Here is an 18,822-nt window from a genome sequence, read left to right as displayed (position 1 = left end):
CGTTTTCATTAGGGGTGTGTCGCGGTTAACGATACGGGATTGGCAACACTCGACCCGTTTCCGGATCCCGCACTTCCAAACAGGAAATCCCAAAGAGTTTTTCAACGAGCCCTGCAGACATAACTTCTTCCGTCTCCCCCGCCGCGAGTACCTTGCCGTCGTACATAGCGACGATGGAATCAGCGAAGCGAGCCGCGTGCGTCATGTCGTGCACAACCATCACGACAGTCCGGCCGGCGGCATTGAGATCCCGTACCAAGTCCAGAATTGCAATCTGGTGCGCGGGGTCCAAATAGGTCGTCGGCTCGTCGAGGAGCAGCACGGGAGTTTGCTGGGCCACCGTCATCGCCACCCATACACGTTGGCGTTGCCCACCCGACAGATCCGTTGCTGGTACATCAAGGAGAGCGGTAACCCCAGCACGCTCTGCCGCTTCCTCTACCGCGCGGTGATCCTCCGCCTTCAACGAGGCAAAAGCACCGGTGTATGGGTATCGACCATAAGCAATAACCTCCCGGACGCTCACTCCTTCAGGAGTAATGGGTTGCTGCGGCAGGAAGGATACATGCCGGGCAAACTCTCGGGCGCTCATCTCTTGGATAGTGCGATCACCAAGGTAGACCTGCCCCTTTGCGATTGGTTGTTGACGCCCCAACGCTCGCAGCAGCGTAGATTTTCCGCAGCCGTTCGGGCCAATAAGGGCGGTAATCTTCCCCTCCGGAACCTGGAGGGAAACATCTTTCAAGACATCGGGGCCACCGTAACCCACCGTGATATTTTCAGTACGCAAGGCAGTCTCGCTCATCAGGAACTCCTTTCATCCGTGGTGGGCATTGCGGAAGCGCCCGCTGGACTTCGCGACATACGTAACAAGAGATAAATGAAATATGGGGCGCCGACAATGGAGATCAACGCCCCCACAGGGATTTCGGTGGGAGCGAATACCCAGCGGCCGAGAGCGTCACACAGAACGACAAGTCCCGCACCTGCCAAAGCGGATACAGGCAACACTCGCCTTCCCACCCCGCCGACAAGCAAGCGCGCAGCATGCGGAACGATCAATCCTGCAAACCCCAGTACCCCCGCCGCGGCTACCGCGGCAGCCCCCAGCAGAATCGCAAACAACACTGTCACCGTACGCCATGTGCGCTCGTTAACGCCTACTCCTGCCATTGCCGAAGAGTCCAGGTTCAGCATGTCCAGATGCCTAGAGAGCACGACTGCTACTGCGATGACCACCAGCACCACGGGCCCTACGACTTGCACATCTGCGAGAGTGCGGGCGTAAAGCGAGCCTTTGAGCCATGTCATTGCCGCACCGGCTTCCGGGGCAGCTTTCACCAGTAGCAGCTGAGTAAGCGCGCCCAAACCAACAGAGACCGCCACTCCTGTGAGAGTGAGCCGTACCGGATCAGTTGCTCCCCGCCCGGCAAGCAGTAACACCAGGCCTGCACCTACCAGTGCACCAACGAACGCCACTGGAGTAAGCGCCTGCGCCGGCAATGCTCCGACACTTAACAGAGCCGCTACGGCGGCAAGACCGCCACCCGCGGTGACGCCCACAGTATCCGGCGCTGCCAGCGGATTACGCAATGCAAGCTGTAATAGCGCACCGGAGACAGCCATGGCCGCGCCAGCGAGGATACCTACAAGCACGCGGGGCATGCGATAGCGCCAAATAAGTTTCCCGCCCGTGAAAAGGTCGTGGATCGTGTCCGCTGGAGGCTTCATAACAGCCCCGACGCTGAGCCCCAAGACTATTGCAAACGCCAGCAGACCCAGGAGAGCTATGTACACCGCTACAACGCGAGTCGCCTTGAAGCCGGAGCCACGCCGAGAGATTAGCGTGCGATTCAACCTGCTATTCCTCCTGTCGTTCATCGGCGCGCACCGCCCGGTTGAAGTCGATTAATCCCCCATAACAGCAGTGGCACACCGGCAATGGCAGTTACCACGCCCACCGGAGTCTCCGCGGGAGCCCACAGCGCCTGCGCCACGGAATCCGCCACCAACAGAACCGCTGCACCCACCACGGGAGCAATTACCAGCCCCGCCCGGTGTCGCGGACCTGCCGCCCGATGCGCCACAACCGCTGCCATCAGGCCAAGAAAACCGATCGGTCCGGCAGCTGCAACCGCCGGAGCGATCAGAAGCACGGCACCCACGACCGCAAATATTCGTAGCCGGTGGGGGTTAGCTCCGACGGAGGACGAAAGGGCGTCACCAGCAAAGAGAGTATCTAGCCCCCGACCAACAGCAATCGCGAGAGGCAACACCACCGCAACAGCAATCATGCTGGGTATTGAGTCCCCGAAACGCACCCCACCCAAGCGGCCCGAAAGCCACGACAGGACAGTCGAAAGCTGGGCCTCATCGATCACCAAAGTGATCGCAGTGCATGCTGAGAATAGTGCAGAAACAGCTATGCCCAGCAGAATCATCCTCTGTACCGACTGAGCACCGGTCGGATCTCCTACTGTTACACGCATTCCAATGCCCACCGTTATCAGCGCTCCTAGCGCCGCGCCACACAGTGCACCCGGCAGCACCGCGGCGCCGGACACCGATCCCGTTATCGTCGTGCACAGAACCGCGCCAAACGCAGCCCCAGCGTTCACGCCTGTGATTTCCGGATCCGCTAGTGGATTGCGAGTAGCGGTGCGCAGCAACACACCCGCGGCACCCAAGGCCAGGCCGATCACTGTCGCCGCCAAAAGCCGGTCGCGCATGACGGCGTGCACCTCCCCTGCCAGTTCTGGCGCGTTCGGAGGCACTTCCACACTGTTCATGCGCCAAACCCACGTCGCGAGAATAACGGCCAACCCCAGCGCCAGCAGGATCCACTGCGTTGTACGGCGTGGTTGTAGCTCTCTTTGCACTTCACTTCCCTCGGTCGCTGACGCTCGAAGGTGCGTTTATTTACGAGCGTTTTCCGTTTCGATGATCTGATCCAGCATTGCTTCTGCGGCCAGTGGGCCTCGAGATCGGGACCACGTGTCCTGCTCCACGTCCACGATGTCCTTGACCACGTCCTTGTATGGGCTGGACTTAAAGCCTTCAATGTCGTTGTACAAGTACATTCGATCCAGCTTCATCGCCGGGAGCTTATCGCCTGTCATTTCAGCAACGTCAGTCTTGGATTCGATCGCGGTGCGGGAACCGTCGTAGCCGTAGACGTAGCCGGCGTCAGAAAGAAGGGATCCTGCGAAGGAATCCTTGATCCACGCATAGAGAGTGCCCTTCGACCATCCAACCAGTGCAGCACGAGTGTCCGGCTTAACGAGCTTCTTTGCCTCTGAGACTTTGCCTTCAATACGCTCGCGGATCTCCTTTGCCTTGTCTTCTTTGCCCAGCTTTATTGCGATGTCATCCATGGCATCAAGGACGTCGGTGTAGCTGGCGTCGCTGTAGGACTTTGTCTCCGCAATTTCCTCCAGCTGGGGCATGATCGATTCCTGACGCGTTGGGCTAGCGAGGATCAAATCGGGCTCAAGAGACTGAATAACCTCCAGGTTTGGCTGCTTAGCCTGGCCGACCGATTCGATACCCTCGAGCTTGCCCTCCAGGGTTTTCGGCCCGGATGACTTGCCGATCTCGACAATTCCTACCGGTTTTACGCCCAGAGCCTCGAGGATTTCCTCATAGCGCCAGTCCAGAGCAACGACCCGCAACTCGCCATCTTTTGCGCCGTTATCGTTGGTGCCACCGGAACCGCATGCAACCAAAGTTGTGGCTCCTAGAATCGTCGCGACTATGAGGGCAAGGGCGCGTCGGAGGGAGCCGCGCAGGGATTTTCGAGAATTCATCATTCCCCAGACACTACCCGATTTAGGGTTACCTAAACAAGGTAAGCCTATATCCTAGACTTGCCGCTATTGTGAACAGTTTTCCGAGCCCTTAGCAGACATTTTGCGGCCCCTCATGGCCTGCGTGTGCGGCACGCTCCACCTGAATGGTGGCGTGCGCAATCCCCCACTCCTGTAATTCCTGCTGTGCCGCGCACAGCACCGAAGCTGGGTCACAGCCGTCCGGAACCACAAGGTGCACTGAGGCTAGAGCGCTTGTGCCATCCAGCGACCACAAGTGCAGGTCGTGCACGTCCAGCACGTTGTCGACCTGCCGCAGCAAAGCGTCGATCTCAGCGGGTTGATACCCCGGAGGAGCTTGCTCGAGCAAAATGCGTAGGGCCTGCATCATCAGCTGCCAAGCCCGCGGCAGTACCAGCGCAGCGATTACCAGCGAAGCAATAACGTCGGCATATTGCCAGCCGGTCACGATAATCACACCGCCAGCCACAAGCACCGCGACGGATCCCAACATGTCCGCCAACACATGCAGGAATGCACCTTGCACATTGACAGAGTGATCCCGTTGGCGATTCAAAACCCACGCGGAGATCGCGTTGGCCAGAAGACCGATCACGGCGATAATCATCATCGGACCGGCCATAATCTCAACCGGCTGGTGGAGCCGCTGGAACGCCTCAACCACAATCCAGATTGAAATCCCCAACACAGTCACCGCATTAACGAGTGCGGCGACCACTTCTACCCGTCGATAGCCGAATGTCGCCTGCACTGTAGCAGCTCGACGGCCGATGAAAATGGCTACGACGGCAATAATCAGCCCGGCAGCGTCCGACAGCATGTGCATAGCATCGGCGAGCAGCGCGACGGAGCCGGTAATCAGGCCACCAATCAACTCTGCAAAGAAGACTGTGCCAGTGACTCCGAGAACGATAAGCAAAGCGCGCAGCGGAGAATTCGTCGGAACATAGTGCGAATGCGCAGAACCGTGGCGGTGTTCATCGACACCACCACGGTTCTGTGGTTGTTGTTGAGCTGCACTTGTTGGAGCGTTCATGCCCTCACTTTAAGCAACTTCAACCTTATTGACAACTTATTGAAAATGGGGACTGGGAGCGCGCAGCTTTTAGGGAATCCTCTTTGGACAGGCTGTTCTACGCAGTCTCGGCGCGAGCGTCGACCTTAACCCAGCTCATCAGGTCGCGAAGCTTAGCGCCAGTCTGCTCGATCTGGTGATCATTGTAGGAAGCACGCAGCTCCTCCAGCTCCTTGTTGCCGCCCTCAACGTTGGCAACCAGGCGCTTAGTGAAAGTTCCGTCCTGAATGTCGGACAGAATGTCCTTCATGCGCTTCTTGGTGTCCGCGTCGATCACACGCGGGCCAGACAGGTAGCCACCGAACTCTGCCGTGTCAGACACGGAGTAGTTCATGTTGCCGATGCCGCCCTCGAACATCAGATCCACGATCAGCTTCATCTCGTGCAGGCACTCGAAGTAGGCCATCTCCGGCTCGTAGCCAGCCTCGACCAGAACTTCGAAACCGGTCTTGATCAGTTCTTCGGTGCCACCACACAGAACGGCCTGCTCACCGAACAGGTCGGTAACGGTCTCAGCCTCGAAGGTCGTTGGGATCACGCCGGCGCGCGCACCGCCGATAGCAGCAGCGTAGGACAGCGCCAGGTCGCGGCCGTTGTTCTTCGGGTCCTGCTCAACGGCGATCAGGCACGGAACGCCCTTGCCGTCGACGAACTGGCGGCGAACCAGGTGGCCCGGACCCTTCGGCGCAACCATACCGATGATGATGTTCTCAGCCGGTTCGATCAGCTTGAAGTGAATATTCAGGCCGTGCCCGAAGAACAGTGCATCACCGTCGTTCAGGTTCGGCTCGATGTCCTCGGTGAAGATCTTCGCCTGGGAGGTGTCCGGAGCCAGCAGCATGATCACGTCGGCCCACTTTGCAGCCTCTGCGTTGGTCTTCACAGTGAAGCCAGCCTCTTCCGCCTTTGCACGGGACTTGGAGCCCTCACGTAGGCCGATAACAACCTCCACGCCAGACTCACGCAGGTTCTGCGCGTGTGCGTGACCCTGGGAGCCGTAGCCGATGATGGCTACCTTGCGACCCTGGATGATCGACAGATCAGCGTCGTCGTCGTACAAAACATCAATTGCCATGGGGAGCATCCTTTCGTTGACTATCTACATTTATAGCAGACTTTATTTCATTTAGTGAGACTTTTGCGTCCACATAGTGAACTCTGTTGGCTTCTTGCCCTCTTTCGTAGGTAGTGACGCCCACCCGGCTGCAAGCTGAAGGCGTCACCAAAGAACCTAAAGATTCGCCGGATACATGGCACGAGGGCCACGGCTAATCGCAGTCGGTGAGGCTTCAACCAACTCGCGAATGCCGAACGGTTCCAGAACATCCAGCAAAGCCCGCAACTTCGACGGCGTACCGGTGCACTCAATGATGACCGACTCCGGGCCGACGTCCACGACATGGGCACGGAATAGCTTGGCGGACTCCACAACCTGGGTGCGGTTCGAGTTATCTGCGGAAACCTTCACCATCATCAAGCCGCGGGAGACGATTGCCTCCGGATCATGACGGGTGACCTTAATGACGGGGATCAGCTTGTTCAGTTGCTTCGTGATCTGCTCGACCACATGATCCTCACCTTCGACAATGATGGTGATGCGGTTGATGCCCTCCACTTCCGTGCGCCCCGAGCTGATCGAGATGATGCTGAACGCACGGCGGGTGAACATGCCGGAGATTCGCGAGACGATACCGTCAACATCCTCACACAGGACGGACAGAGTGTGGACCTGTTCCTTACTCGTGCTCATTAGTCTTCCTCACCTTCCTGGGTGATCTCGTGGATCTCCGCGGGCTCTTCCGCCGCCGAGGATTCCTCGTCGAACAACGGTCGCAGGTTGCGTGCGTACTGGATTTCTTCGTTGGACGTGCCGGCGGCGACCATTGGCCACACCTGCGCGTCCTCGCCAACGATGAAGTCGATGACGACCGGGCGGTCGTTGATTTCCTCCGCCTTACGGATGGTCGGCTCCACGTCTTCTGGCTTCGTGACGCGGAATGCCGCGCAGCCCATAGACTCCGCCAGCATGAGGAAGTCCGGCAGGTACGTCTCCCCCGGCTTCAGGTTGGTGTGGGAGTAGTGCTGGTCGTAGAACAGCGTCTGCCACTGACGCACCATGCCGAGGTTTCCGTTGTTTATAAGAGCAACCTTGATGGGCAGTTTCTCCACCGCGCAGGTAACGAGCTCTTGGTTGGTCATCTGGAAGCAGCCATCACCGTCGATGGCCCAAACGGAGGTATCTGGCTTGCCGGCCTTCGCACCCATGGCCGCGGGCACGGAGTAGCCCATTGTGCCGAGACCACCGGAGTTCAGCCAGGTGCGAGGATTCTCGTAGTCGACGAACTGCGCAGCCCACATCTGGTGCTGCCCCACGCCGGCAACATAAATAGCTTCCGGCCCGACGGTCTTCGACAGCGTTTCGATAACATACTGCGGAGCGAGCTTGCCATTGGGCTGCTCATCATAGCCGCGGGGGAAGTCCTGCTTCAGCTTGCGCAGGTAGTTCAGCCAGCCCGCGGTAGCGGGCTTCTTCAGGTCCAAGTTACGCATCGCCTGATGGAGAGCTGCAAGTACTTCCCTAGCGTCTCCGACAATCGGGACATTAGCTTCGCGGATCTTGCCGATCTCTGCCGGGTCGATGTCGGCGTGGATGACTTTCGCATCGGGCGCGAAACTCTCCACGTGACCGGTGACGCGATCGTCGAAGCGGGCGCCGATGGTGATCAGCAGGTCGGAACGCTGCAGCGCTGCCACCGCCGGAACACTTCCGTGCATGCCCGGCATGCCCATGTACAGCGAGTGCGAGGCCGGGAAGCTACCCAGTGCCATAAGAGTCGTGACGACTGGGATGTCGTTCGCCTCTGCAAATTCCAGCAGCTCCGCGTGAGCCTCTGCCTTAATGACGCCACCGCCGATGTACAGCGTCGGGCGCTTTGCAGCGCTGATCATCCGCACAGCTTCCTCGATCTGCCGCGGGTGCGGGCTGGTGACTGGCCGGTAGCCAGGCAGCTCATACGTCGGTGGCCAGCTGAAAGCTAATTCTGCATTCTGCACATCCTTTGGGATATCCACCAACACCGCACCCGGGCGGCCAGTGGAGGCTACATGGAAGGCCTCCGCGATGGCGCCGGGGATGTCCTCCGGGCGAGTCACCATGAAGTTGTGCTTGGTGATCGGCATGGTGACGCCGCGAATGTCTGCCTCCTGGAAGGCGTCAGTACCCAGCAGCCCCTTACCCACCTGGCCAGTGATCGCAACCAGGGGAACAGAGTCCATGTTGGCGTCAGCGATGGGGGTCACCAGGTTCGTCGCACCCGGTCCGGACGTTGCGATGCACACGCCCACCCGGCCGGTAGCCTGCGCGTAGCCGGTGGCAGCGTGGCCAGCACCCTGCTCGTGGCGAACGAGGATGTGGTTCAGCTTTTCGGAGTCGTAAAGAGCCTCGTAGAGCGGCAGCACGGCGCCGCCAGGCAGGCCGAATACTACGTCGGCGCCTAGCTCTTCTAGCGAGCGCACCACGGCCTGTGCGCCGTTAATTCGCTCCGGCTGCTTGCCGCGGGGGTGCTTCGCCAAGGTGGCGGGGCTGGGTTGCGAGCGTGATGTGTGTGTCACGTTTTCCTTCGCTCCTTGAGTCCTTGAGTCCGTCCTGCCTTCAATTCTTTGCCCTTAGCTCCCGGAACGGTTGGCGCAACTCTGGGTCGCCTACCGCCTCTAGGAAGCGAAAAGCCGAAAATCTTCGGTGTGGAATCGCTTGTTCGGTTTGGATGTATGTCCTCCACACAACAAACAACAAAAGCCCCCAAGCAGCCGACCCTGTGAGTCGGTTGTCGGGGGCGCCGTGTCGAGCTCGACGAGGAAGCTAGTGGCGCCCCTCGATAATGAGTACTCGTACTAGTTGCGTGGATTTCATGGCTCTAAATATAGCGCTTTCCAGCAAGACAGTCAAGCGTTTGACCACATGTTTCTCAAAGTATGGCGCCCGGATCTCATATATTGAACACTCTTAAACCGCCCCCGACCTGTGTTTCCCGGCGCCACGCGGCCGGCCGATCTCAAGCCAAAAACCGGCCTTTTGCCGACGACTGCCAGCTTCCCAACAGGTTCCCTGACTACGGTGGAATACCATGTTGAAGTTCTATGCTTTCCAACTCTGGGAATGGCTAGTCGTTCACGGCATTCCTTTGAGCGCATTAATAATTATCGCAATTTTGATCCCGCGCTTGGGTCGTTTGGCGATTCGCATTGTTAGCAGTCGATTTGACGAGGGCGAAGAGGCCACCAAGTCGCGCCTAGCTCTCGTCGGCGCACTGGTCTACGTATTGCAGGCAATTGCGTATTTCGCAATCATCATGCTCGGGCTAACCAATCTCGGCGTACCCGCAATGGGCGCCGCACTGCCAGCAACGGTGGTGTCGGCTGCTATTGGTTTCGGTGCACAGAACGTGATTGGCGATTTCCTCGCAGGCTTCTTCATCATCTCCGAGCGTCAATTCGGTGTGGGCGACTTCGTCGCCTTCGACGGAACATCCAGCAACATTTCCGGCACCGTCGTCGGGCTGACATTGCGTGCCACAAAGGTTCGCACGGCTTCCGGCGAGGTCGTAACCATTCCCAACGGCTCAGCCGGTGTAATTACCAATTACTCCCAAGACTGGTCGCGCGCGGTGGTCGACCTGGCCGTTCCTCTGCAGCCGGGTGAGTCCATGTCGAAGCTAACGCAACGCGTCGAAACGACTGCAGGTCGCGCTTTGGAAGACGAATCGATTGCCGACGACGTGACGGGCGAATTAGAAGTTTTGCCCGCCACGGATATTGTCGCCCCCACCGCTGCTGGGCAGCCGTGGCAGGTGAACTTTCGTGTGATGGTCGTTGTGAACCCAGCGCGCCAATGGGCAGTGGAACGTGTTCTGCGGTCGGCGCTGGTCAACGTGTTCTGGGATCGCTACGACATGCCACGGGCGTTCCTCGGCGGTGCTGAAGCTCCCTCCACCGACCCCCGTAAGGCCGTAGCGGCAGAGCACGCGCTGGCTCCAACGGAAGTCTTGCCCGCTCAGCACTCCCACGCCGCCGCAAGCGACGCGGCTAAGGCAGAGCAAGGATCTACTCAATCCACAGTTAATAACCCGCTTCATCCCGCTTCGAAGGACGACGGTCCGGGAGTCAAGCCGCTTGATAGCGACGGTACCCTTGGCCGTACGCGAGGCGCACACGCTGGCCAGGTCACCTCGGACGGAACAGTCGCTGATACAGCCGCTAAAGGCAGCGCACATGATGCGGACATTGCCGCCGAGGCAACCGATGATAAGACAGGCGACGAAGAGTCGGCCGACTTCGAGGGCATTTGGCGCAACACCGAGTACCAGTCGAAGTTCAAGAGGCTAATGAGCATCGGAGGCCGTACCCGCCCATCAACGACGGGTCTGATCTTGGCCCTGCTTCTGGTCGGCGGGTTGGCCTTGGCGTCGTCCAACCCGGAGGGTGGCGACACCGGATGGCTTTCCCCGGATTATTGGCGCGATCGCCAACCCAAGAGCGAATCGACAGTGGATCCAAAGGCAAATGAGACGTCCGACTCCGATGCAACGGGCGAGAGCGCAACCGCCGATAACGCAACAGAAAGCAATGCCACGGACGGAAATGTCGCGGACAGCAGCGTGACAGACCGCAATGTGACAGACGGCAATGCCAACGAAAACAACTCCGAAGCAGGCGGAAACAGTCAAAGTGTAGACGGCGGCTCCTCCGGAAGCACCGCCGAAACATCCGCTGGTAATCCCAATAGACAAAACGGACAGGCGCGCACGAGTGCACCTGCTAATGGCGGGCAAAGCGCAACGCAAAACCCTAATGCGCAGAACGAGCCCAATGCGACCGACACCGCCCGCGGCTGATTAAATGACATACATGAGCTCGAAGGTTTTCCACCCCAGCCGTGAACACATCCTCGGCGGGATCGTCATGTTCCTGATCTGCCTACTTTTCACGGGCTATAAGGTCGCCTGGTTTTTCTGGGTTCCACTGGTGCCGCTAGTGTTTATTCTGTGGACTTTGCGAGTGCGCACCACCGTCACCGACAAAGCCATCACCACGCGCTACCTCTTCCGCGCAGGCAAAACCATGCAGTGGGAAGACTTCCGGGCGCTGCGCTTTAACCGAGCCGGACGCGCCTACACAGTGGACAAGCAGGAAAATAGCTTCTGGCTTCCCGGCATTACTTTCAACTCCCTTATCGACCTACACAAGGTAAGTGGCGGACGTATCCCCGACCCTGTCACCCCAGCACGCGAAGCGACGGAGGACAAGGTTCAGGTGGTCAACAAGGACGGATACGCCGTTCTCATGGACAAGGACGAGTACAAGGAGTACGAAAAGCAGCGCCGCCGCGAAGCGGGAGTGGAAACAGAAGCTGAAGTACCGGAAGGCAGCTCCAAGCAAGGAAACGCCGAGCGGGGAAACGCCGAGCGCAACACTGAAACTAGCGAATAGCGCAAACCAAAATCAGCAGTTGCGCACGGTGGCCAGTCGAAAACTGCTAAAAACAGAACAGACCTTCAACGACGAAGACGAGAACCGAGAACAGCATGAATGCCATCCCCTTGAGATCCACCGTCACCACCCAAGGCCGTAACGCCGCAGGCGCTCGCGCCCTATGGCGTGCCACAGGCATGACAGACAAGGACTTCGAGAAGCCCATCATCGCCATCGCGAACTCTTATACACAATTTGTCCCGGGGCACGTGCACCTGAAAGACGTTGGCGAAATCGTCGCCGACGCCATCCGCGAGGCAGGCGGTGTGCCCCGCGAGTTCAACACCATTGCCGTAGACGATGGCATTGCCATGGGGCACGCGGGCATGCTCTATTCGCTGCCAAGCCGCGAAGTGATTTCTGATGCCGTGGAGTACATGGTCAACGGCCACGCAGCCGATGCGTTAGTTTGCATCTCCAACTGCGACAAGATCACACCCGGCATGCTGAACGCTGCCATGCGTCTGAACATCCCGGTGGTTTTCGTTTCCGGTGGGCCGATGGAAGCAGGCAAGGCGGTGGCTGTCGATGGCGTCGTGCAAGCTCCGACGGACCTCATTACCGCCATCTCGGCCTCTGCTTCTGACGAGGTTGATGCGCAGTCTCTGTTGGAAGTTGAGTCAGCCGCCTGTCCGACGTGTGGATCCTGCTCCGGCATGTTCACTGCCAACTCGATGAACTGCCTGACCGAGGCACTGGGGCTTTCGCTACCGGGCAATGGTTCCACACTGGCTACCCACGCCAAGCGCCGTGACCTGTTCACCAAGGCTGGCACGACCATCGTCGAACTCTGCCGCCGCTACTACGGCGAAGGTGACGCCTCCGTCCTGCCGCGCAACATTGCGACTCGCGAAGCGTTTGAAAACGCCATGGCACTGGACATGGCAATGGGCGGATCTTCGAACACTGTGCTGCACATCTTGGCAGCTGCCCAGGAGGGCGAGGTTGATTTCGACCTCCACTCCATCGACCAGCTTTCCCGCGAGGTTCCCTGCCTGTCGAAAGTTTCCCCGAACTCCGATTACCACATGGAGGACGTCCACCGCGGAGGCGGAATCCCCGCCATTCTGGGCGAGCTCTATCGCGCCGGCAAACTGAACGAAGGCGTCCACTCCGTCCACTCCGCCACGCTGAAGGAGTGGCTGCTGGCCTGGGATATCCGCTCTGGCGCCGCCACAGAAGAAGCCATCGAGTTGTTCCATGCTGCCCCCGGTGGGGTCCGCACTACCGAGCCATTCAGCACAGAGAACCGTTGGTCCAGCCTGGATACCGACGCAGAAGGTGGCGTCATCCGCGATGTAGAGCACGCATACACCACGGACGGCGGATTGGTTATCCTGCGCGGCAACCTCGCCGAAGACGGTGCTGTGATCAAGTCCGCGGGTGTTGACCCGTCAATCTGGCACTTTGAAGGCACCGCGCTGGTTGTTGAATCTCAAGAAGAAGCCGTACGTGTGATCCTGGACAAGAAGGTCAAGCCCGGACACGTGGTAGTCGTCCGCTATGAGGGGCCTGCCGGTGGGCCGGGAATGCAAGAGATGCTGCACCCGACTGCGTTCCTCAAGGGCGCTGGCCTGGGCAAGGAATGTGCACTGATCACCGACGGACGCTTCTCCGGTGGTACGTCTGGCCTGTCCGTCGGCCACATCTCCCCCGAGGCTGCGCACGGCGGACTGATCGGTCTGGTCCGCGATGGCGATCCCATCACGATCGACGTCCACGAACGTCGCCTCGAGTTGAACATCTCCGATGCTGAGATCGAGCAGCGCCGTGCCGAGATGGAGGCCTCCGACAAGCCCTGGACCCCCACCACCCGCCAGCGAAAGGTCACCAAGGCACTGCGCGCGTATGCCGCCATGGCAACTTCCGCAGACCGCGGAGCCGTCCGCGAAGTCAGGTAGTGCCCTGCCGGCAGCCATTGCACCGTCCGTAGACTGGCAAGCATGCAAAATTCCACCTCCCAGTCCCCCGCACACAACACAACAGATGGTGGCAGCACGGATGGCATGATCCGCGTCCGCGACGCGCATCTGCGAAATCTCAAACATCAGAACGTTGAGCTTCCGCGCAATGCGCTTGTGGCAGTGACGGGTGTTTCTGGATCGGGGAAATCTTCACTTGCGTTTGGAACGCTGCATGGGGAGGCACAACGCCGGTATCTGGAGTCGGTCGCACCGTTCGCACGGAGGTTGATCGGTGGAGCCGTGGACCCGCGGGTCGGTTCCGTGGAGGGGCTACCACCGACGGTCGCTTTACAACAAGGCGCATCCGCGGGAGGGGCGCGCTCGACGGTAGGAACGGTATCGAACCTGTCGAATACGATCCGTCTGCTGTACTCCCGATGCGGGGAGTATCCGTCGACGTTGCGGAAGCGCCGTGGCCGGCTGGATTCTGATTGCTTCTCTCCTAATACCACGGTCGGTATGTGTCCGGAGTGCCAAGGCACTGGAGTGGTGCATGAGCCGACGGAGGAATCGATGGTTCCGGATCCGTCGCTCAGCATCGACGAGGGCGCCATCGCAGCCTGGCCGGGTGCCTGGTTGGGTAAGAACTTCCACGATATCGTGGCGGAACTTGGATTCCCGATGGATATTCCCTGGCGTGACATTCCGCGTTCCGACCGAGATTGGATTCTCTTCACCGATGAGCGCCCCGTCGTAACAATCCATCCACATCGCGGGGCGGATCAGATTCAGCGAACATATGAAGGAACCTGGCGTTCGGTGGCCTCCTATCTGCGGAAGACATTGGCCGAAACAGGATCCGATTCCACGCGCCGGCGGGTGCTATCGTTTATGCGCTCGTCACGCTGCGGCACATGCAAAGGGCGTCGGCTAAATACCGAGGCGCTTTCCGTTAACTATCTCGACTACCCCATCGATAGCCTCGGAGCACTTCCTTTAGAGGAGGTGGTAGAGCATTTCATAGAGCGTCGAGCCGACCTCCCAAACACATCCGAATCCCCCAACGGCGCAGCCGCTGAAGCCGAGAGGATCCTGCTGGATCAGGCAATTCCCACATTACAGTCGGTGGTGGATTTGGGGATCGGACATCTCAGCCTGGATCGAGCGACGGCGACGCTGTCAGCGGGCGAGCTGCAGCGACTCCGATTGGCGTCTCAATTGCGCTCGGGACTCTTCGGCGTGGCCTATGTACTGGATGAGCCCTCTGCGGGGCTGCACCCCGAAGAACGTCGCGCAGTGTCGAAACTTATCCGCAGGTTCCTGGACGCGGGCAACAGTGTCCTTCTCGTCGAGCACGATATGCACCTAGTTGCAGAAGCCGACTGGGTTGTCGACGTCGGTCCTGGCGCGGGCGAACTCGGCGGCGAGGTGCTCTACTCCGGCCCCGTCAGTCCTACAACGGGACAGCGCGGACTGGCCGAGATGGATTGCCCCACCGGACGAGCACTCTCCGCCGGGCCTTTGGAGCTGACCAGCGACTCTAAGGCTCGCACCCCTTCCGGGGCGCTGGTACTCCGGGACATCAACCAGCGCACCCTGGACAATCTCACCGTAACTATCGGCCTCGGCACGTTCACCGCTTTCACGGGCGTATCCGGTTCCGGCAAATCCACCCTCCTCCAGGTTCTCGCCAGTACTCTACGCGAACAAGTCAAGACAGCCGTGAACGATGGAGACGTGGAATCGAAGGAGAAGAACAGCGGCGGTGAAAGCCATAGTGTCGACCGGCTAGTACAAATCTCTCAGAAGCCCATCGGCAGGACTCCTCGCTCTTGCCTTGCAACCTATACCGGGCTATTCGACCGCGTTCGGAAATTGTTCTCCCAGACCCGCGAGGCGAAGCAGCGCGGGTGGACCGTCTCCCGATTCTCCTACAATGTCATCCAAGGGAGGTGCCCGACTTGCAGCGGCGAAGGGCAGATCGAGATCGAGTTGGTCTTCCTGCCCGGCAGCTATGCTCCTTGTCCAGACTGCCACGGTGCACGATACAACGCGGAGACACTCGAAGTGACGTGGAACGGGAGGACGATCGCGGATGTACTGGGGCTGACGGTCGCCGAAGCCAAAGACGTTTTCGCGAACGAAGAGCCGATCGCTCGCGCTTTGCAAGCGCTATCTGCTGTGGGTTTGGATTATTTGCGGCTCGGCCAGCCGGCGACGGAGCTATCCGGTGGCGAAGCTCAACGGATCAAGCTGGCGACCGAGCTGCAGCGTGCGCAGCGTGGGCACACCGTGTATCTCATGGACGAACCGACCACTGGATTGCACCCCGCGGACGTAGACCTCCTGGTGGCAGAGATGCAGCGCTTAGTCGACAACGGGAACACGGTGGTGATTGTGGAACACGACATGCGCGTTGTCGCCCAGGCAGACCGAGTGATTGAAATGGGACCAGGTGCAGGCACGCGCGGAGGGCAAGTTGTGGCAGATGGAAGCCCCGCCGCAGTGGCCCAAACGGACACCGCGACGGGGCGGATACTGGCCGAGCGCAGTTGAATGCTACGACGACAGAAGAACGTTCCCTAGTTGAACGGGTTACCTCCGCCGACTGCGAGCCAGAGACCAGCAGTCGCCGCCACTGCAACCACGAAGAAGATCCACGCCGAGGCTAGTGGACGAGTTGCCCATCCTCGGCTGCGATCAAGACTGATACGGCCAGGGCCGACGAAAATAAGGCTGATCGAAACCACTGTCAGAACGACCCATAGCTGGATATAAGGGCTCATTCCATATGGCCAGAGGGATCCTTGGAAGTTGTTGAGGTTGTGGAACGCCATGAAACCTGCAACCACTGTGGCCATCGCCGCACCGAACGGTGTGAGTAGACCAAGCAGCAGCAGTCCACCGGCTACAACCTGCGCTACTGGGATGCCGATAGCCAGGATGTCCGCGAAGTTGTAGTTCTCCAGCTGGGTCTGGAAGACATCCACGCCGGGGTCTCCGCCGAAGGAGAATAGCGTCTGCAGTCCACGAACTAGCAGGTATGCGCCTAACGCTGCCCGCAGCACGAAGAGGCCAAAGCTTGTGGTTCCGCGCTTCGCGGTTGCAGAAGCGTCTTCCGTGGGCGTCCCCACAGTGTCACCTGTCTCTGCGGTGTTCTGCGCTCCAGCCGCTGCCGGTGCCCCAACGGCTGCGGGCGCCACAACAGTCTCAGGCGCAGTAGTGCTCTCTGGAGCAGCTGCGGTCTCAGGCGCAGCAACTGCGGATCTCTCCGTTTCCTCGGGTGCGACGCCGGCCTCTAGTGGGCGCTTCTCCTCAGGCAAGGACTGGTTGCTAGCTCCCGAATCTGGATACTGCGCAACGTCGGAATCATCGATCTTGTCCCAGCGATCCTCCGCAGTCGTACTAGCGGCGCCAGTGGCGCTTGCCGCGCCAGCTGTGCCGGCTGCGGTGGATTTGGTGGGAGCGTCAAGGTTAGTCAGATCTACGTCAGAATCCTTAGACTCAGCGGGAGCAGGTTCCGCTGCCCTGCTCTCAATTCGCTGGGGCCGGGCGCGACCAGCCAAGGCGTAGATATCCCGCTTCGCGGGTTTAGGCTTACCTTCCGCGGCTGATTCTGGAGCTGGCGCAGCCTCAGCTCCGGGTTCGTCCTCAACTTCGCTCGGCTTCTCAATTTTCGTCGAACCGGCTGAGGGCTCGTCTGCAGCAGGCTCCTCAGCGGCGGGCTCATTCGCTTCACGACGGTAGACCGGCACGTCGATGTCATTGTGCATGTCATCCGCCAGATCGTCATCTGGACTAGTGGGCCTAGGGTTGTTTGGCTTCGCGTTGTTATTCACGCCACCCAGACTATTCCGACCTTTAGGGCTTGTGGGGGAGGTCACTCGGCATGTCTCGGACGCTTAAATAGCAGCAGCCCGCTTTTGCTGCCCTTTTAGCTGAGCTTCTTGGCAATAAGTTGGTTCACCTGAGCAGGGTCAGCCTTGCCCTTGGTGGCTTTCATTACGGCGCCGACAATCGCACCAGTGACCTTCTTGTTGCCTGCGCGGTATTTCTCCACGATGTCGGGGTTGGCAGCAAGTGCCTCATCGACGGCAGCTTCGATGGCGCCGTCATCGCGGACAACTTCCAAACCACGAGCGTTTACGACCTCATCGACGTCGCCTTCACCGGCTAGTACGCCGTCCACGGCCTGGCGCGCAAGCTTGGTGGTCAGCTTGCCCTCATTTACCAATGACGCCACCCGCGCCACCTGGGCTGGCGTGATGTCTAGCGCAGACAGTTCCACGCCCTGTTCGTTTGCCTTTCCTGCGAGGTAGGAGACCCACCAGGAACGCGCCTCATCGGGCTTGGCTCCCGCTTCGACGGTGTCGATGACGAGATCGAGGGCACCGGCGTTGACCAGGTCTCGCATCTCTTCGTCCTTCAGTCCCCATTCCTTTTGAATGCGGGCACGGCGAATCCACGGCATTTCCGGCAAGGTGGAGCGAATCTCCTCCACCCATTCGGCGGGCGCCAGTACGGGTGGTAGATCCGGGTCGTTGAAGTAACGATAATCCGCCATGGTCTCCTTCGGGCGCCCCTTGGAGGTGGTTCCGTCGGTTTCCTGGTAGTGGCGGGTTTCCTGCACGATCTCCACGTCGTTGACAAGGCATGCTGCCTGACGCTGCATTTCAAAGCGCACTGCCTGCTCAACGGACTTCAGGGAGTTGATGTTCTTCGTCTCGGTGCGCGTGCCATATTCAGTGGTTCCCACGGGACGCAGCGACAGGTTCGAGTCGACGCGCATGGAGCCCTGATCCATGCGCGCATCGGAGACACCCAGGGCCTTCACGAGATCGCGCAGCGCAGAGACGTATGCCTTCGCAACCTCGGGAGCGCGTTCGCCGGCGCCTTCGATCGGCTTGGTCACGATCTCAATCAGCGGCACTCCGGCGCGGTTGCAGTCTACGAGGGAGGCGGTTGCGCCATGGATGCGACCGTCGGCACCGCCGAGGTGCGTCAGCTTGCCGGTGTCCTCCTCCATGTGAGCGCGTTCAATCTCCACGCGCCATTCGGATCCGTCTTCCAGGACAACATCCAGGTACCCGTCGTAGGCGATCGGCTCGTCATACTGGGAAATCTGGTAGTTCTTCGGCTGGTCCGGGTAGAAGTAGTTCTTCCGCGCGAAGCGAGACTTCGGAGCAATCTTGCAGTTCAGTGCCAGGCCAATCTTGATTGCCCATTCCACGCCCAGCTTGTTCACTACCGGCAGCGCACCCGGCAGGCCAAGGCTGCACGGGTCAACGTTGCTGTTAGGTGCATCGCCGAACTCTGCGGAAGAGGTGGAGAACATCTTCGTCTTCGTTGCGAGTTCGACGTGGACTTCCATGCCCATTACCGGGTCGAAGCGCTCCAGCACTTCGTCGAAGTCCATCACATCATCGGAGTAATCGTAGACAGGCGCAGTCATGCCAGCCATCTTAATACGTCCCCGCTGCTGTGTGTC

14 protein-coding genes are annotated in these 18,822 nt (G+C 59.6%); 4 read left to right on the top strand and 10 right to left on the bottom strand.

Annotation, left to right across the window (positions count from 1 at the left end; genetic code table 11):
* Window positions 1-25: 25 nt before the first annotated feature.
* The 8 genes from AC05K6_RS01040 to AC05K6_RS01005 form a co-directional block, all read right to left on the bottom strand.
* Window positions 26-805 carry an ABC transporter ATP-binding protein gene (locus tag AC05K6_RS01040; RefSeq protein WP_293789888.1) on the bottom strand — a complete coding sequence of 260 codons (780 nt, stop codon included), beginning with the start codon at window positions 803-805 and terminating at the stop codon, window positions 26-28.
* On the bottom strand, window positions 805-1,881 hold the full coding sequence (locus tag AC05K6_RS01035) for an iron ABC transporter permease (RefSeq protein ID WP_476727513.1): 1,077 nt from the start codon (window positions 1,879-1,881) through the stop codon (window positions 805-807). The genes AC05K6_RS01040 and AC05K6_RS01035 overlap by 1 nt, the downstream gene beginning before the upstream one ends.
* Entirely contained in the window at window positions 1,878-2,789 is a 912-nt protein-coding gene (locus AC05K6_RS01030; protein WP_476727721.1) for a FecCD family ABC transporter permease, read from the bottom strand. Before AC05K6_RS01030 ends, AC05K6_RS01035 begins: the two co-directional genes overlap by 4 nt.
* 126 nt (window positions 2,790-2,915) lie before the next feature.
* Window positions 2,916-3,809 carry an ABC transporter substrate-binding protein gene (locus AC05K6_RS01025; RefSeq protein WP_434819051.1) on the bottom strand — a complete coding sequence of 298 codons (894 nt, stop codon included), beginning with the start codon at window positions 3,807-3,809 and terminating at the stop codon, window positions 2,916-2,918.
* A gap of 88 nt (window positions 3,810-3,897) precedes the next feature.
* A complete protein-coding gene (locus AC05K6_RS01020) occupies window positions 3,898-4,863 on the bottom strand; it encodes a cation diffusion facilitator family transporter (protein ID WP_293789884.1) in 966 nt (321 codons plus the stop codon).
* A gap of 97 nt (window positions 4,864-4,960) precedes the next feature.
* Complete coding sequence (gene ilvC, locus AC05K6_RS01015) at window positions 4,961-5,977, bottom strand: ketol-acid reductoisomerase (RefSeq protein ID WP_476727512.1); 1,017 nt, start codon at window positions 5,975-5,977, stop codon at window positions 4,961-4,963.
* Window positions 5,978-6,133: 156 nt separating this feature from the next.
* The gene (gene ilvN, locus AC05K6_RS01010) at window positions 6,134-6,652 is read right to left on the bottom strand and encodes an acetolactate synthase small subunit (RefSeq protein ID WP_293789880.1); all 519 of its coding nucleotides are present in this window, start codon (window positions 6,650-6,652) and stop codon (window positions 6,134-6,136) included.
* Window positions 6,652-8,514: an acetolactate synthase large subunit gene (locus tag AC05K6_RS01005; RefSeq protein ID WP_476727511.1), complete on the bottom strand. Its 1,863-nt coding sequence runs from the start codon at window positions 8,512-8,514 to the stop codon at window positions 6,652-6,654. Before AC05K6_RS01005 ends, ilvN begins: the two co-directional genes overlap by 1 nt.
* A 512-nt stretch (window positions 8,515-9,026) precedes the next feature.
* On the opposite strand from AC05K6_RS01005, the gene AC05K6_RS01000 reads away from it, so the two are divergent.
* From AC05K6_RS01000 to AC05K6_RS00985, 4 genes are all read left to right on the top strand, one after another.
* Window positions 9,027-10,793: a mechanosensitive ion channel family protein gene (locus AC05K6_RS01000; RefSeq protein WP_476727510.1), complete on the top strand. Its 1,767-nt coding sequence runs from the start codon at window positions 9,027-9,029 to the stop codon at window positions 10,791-10,793.
* A gap of 13 nt (window positions 10,794-10,806) precedes the next feature.
* Window positions 10,807-11,388 (top strand): PH domain-containing protein, encoded by a 582-nt coding sequence (locus AC05K6_RS00995; RefSeq protein ID WP_476727509.1) that lies wholly within the window; start codon window positions 10,807-10,809, stop codon window positions 11,386-11,388.
* A gap of 95 nt (window positions 11,389-11,483) precedes the next feature.
* Window positions 11,484-13,331, top strand: a complete 1,848-nt coding sequence (gene ilvD / locus AC05K6_RS00990) for a dihydroxy-acid dehydratase (protein WP_476727508.1) — start codon at window positions 11,484-11,486, stop codon at window positions 13,329-13,331.
* A 105-nt stretch (window positions 13,332-13,436) separates the two neighbouring features.
* Window positions 13,437-15,890 carry an ATP-binding cassette domain-containing protein gene (locus AC05K6_RS00985; protein ID WP_476727720.1) on the top strand — a complete coding sequence of 818 codons (2,454 nt, stop codon included), beginning with the start codon at window positions 13,437-13,439 and terminating at the stop codon, window positions 15,888-15,890.
* A gap of 26 nt (window positions 15,891-15,916) precedes the next feature.
* Here AC05K6_RS00985 and AC05K6_RS00980 read toward each other — a convergent pair whose 3' ends face one another.
* On the bottom strand, window positions 15,917-17,173 hold the full coding sequence (locus AC05K6_RS00980; protein ID WP_476727507.1) for a DoxX family protein: 1,257 nt from the start codon (window positions 17,171-17,173) through the stop codon (window positions 15,917-15,919).
* A 95-nt stretch (window positions 17,174-17,268) separates the two neighbouring features.
* Window positions 17,269-18,786: an Asp-tRNA(Asn)/Glu-tRNA(Gln) amidotransferase subunit GatB gene (gene gatB, locus AC05K6_RS00975; protein WP_293789869.1), complete on the bottom strand. Its 1,518-nt coding sequence runs from the start codon at window positions 18,784-18,786 to the stop codon at window positions 17,269-17,271.
* Between the last annotated feature and the right edge of the window lie 36 nt (window positions 18,787-18,822).

The sequence above is a fragment of the Corynebacterium sp. TUM25020 genome (assembly GCF_056388495.1).
Note: the sequence above shows the minus strand (reverse complement) of the source record. Positions and strands in the feature narration are given on the sequence as shown.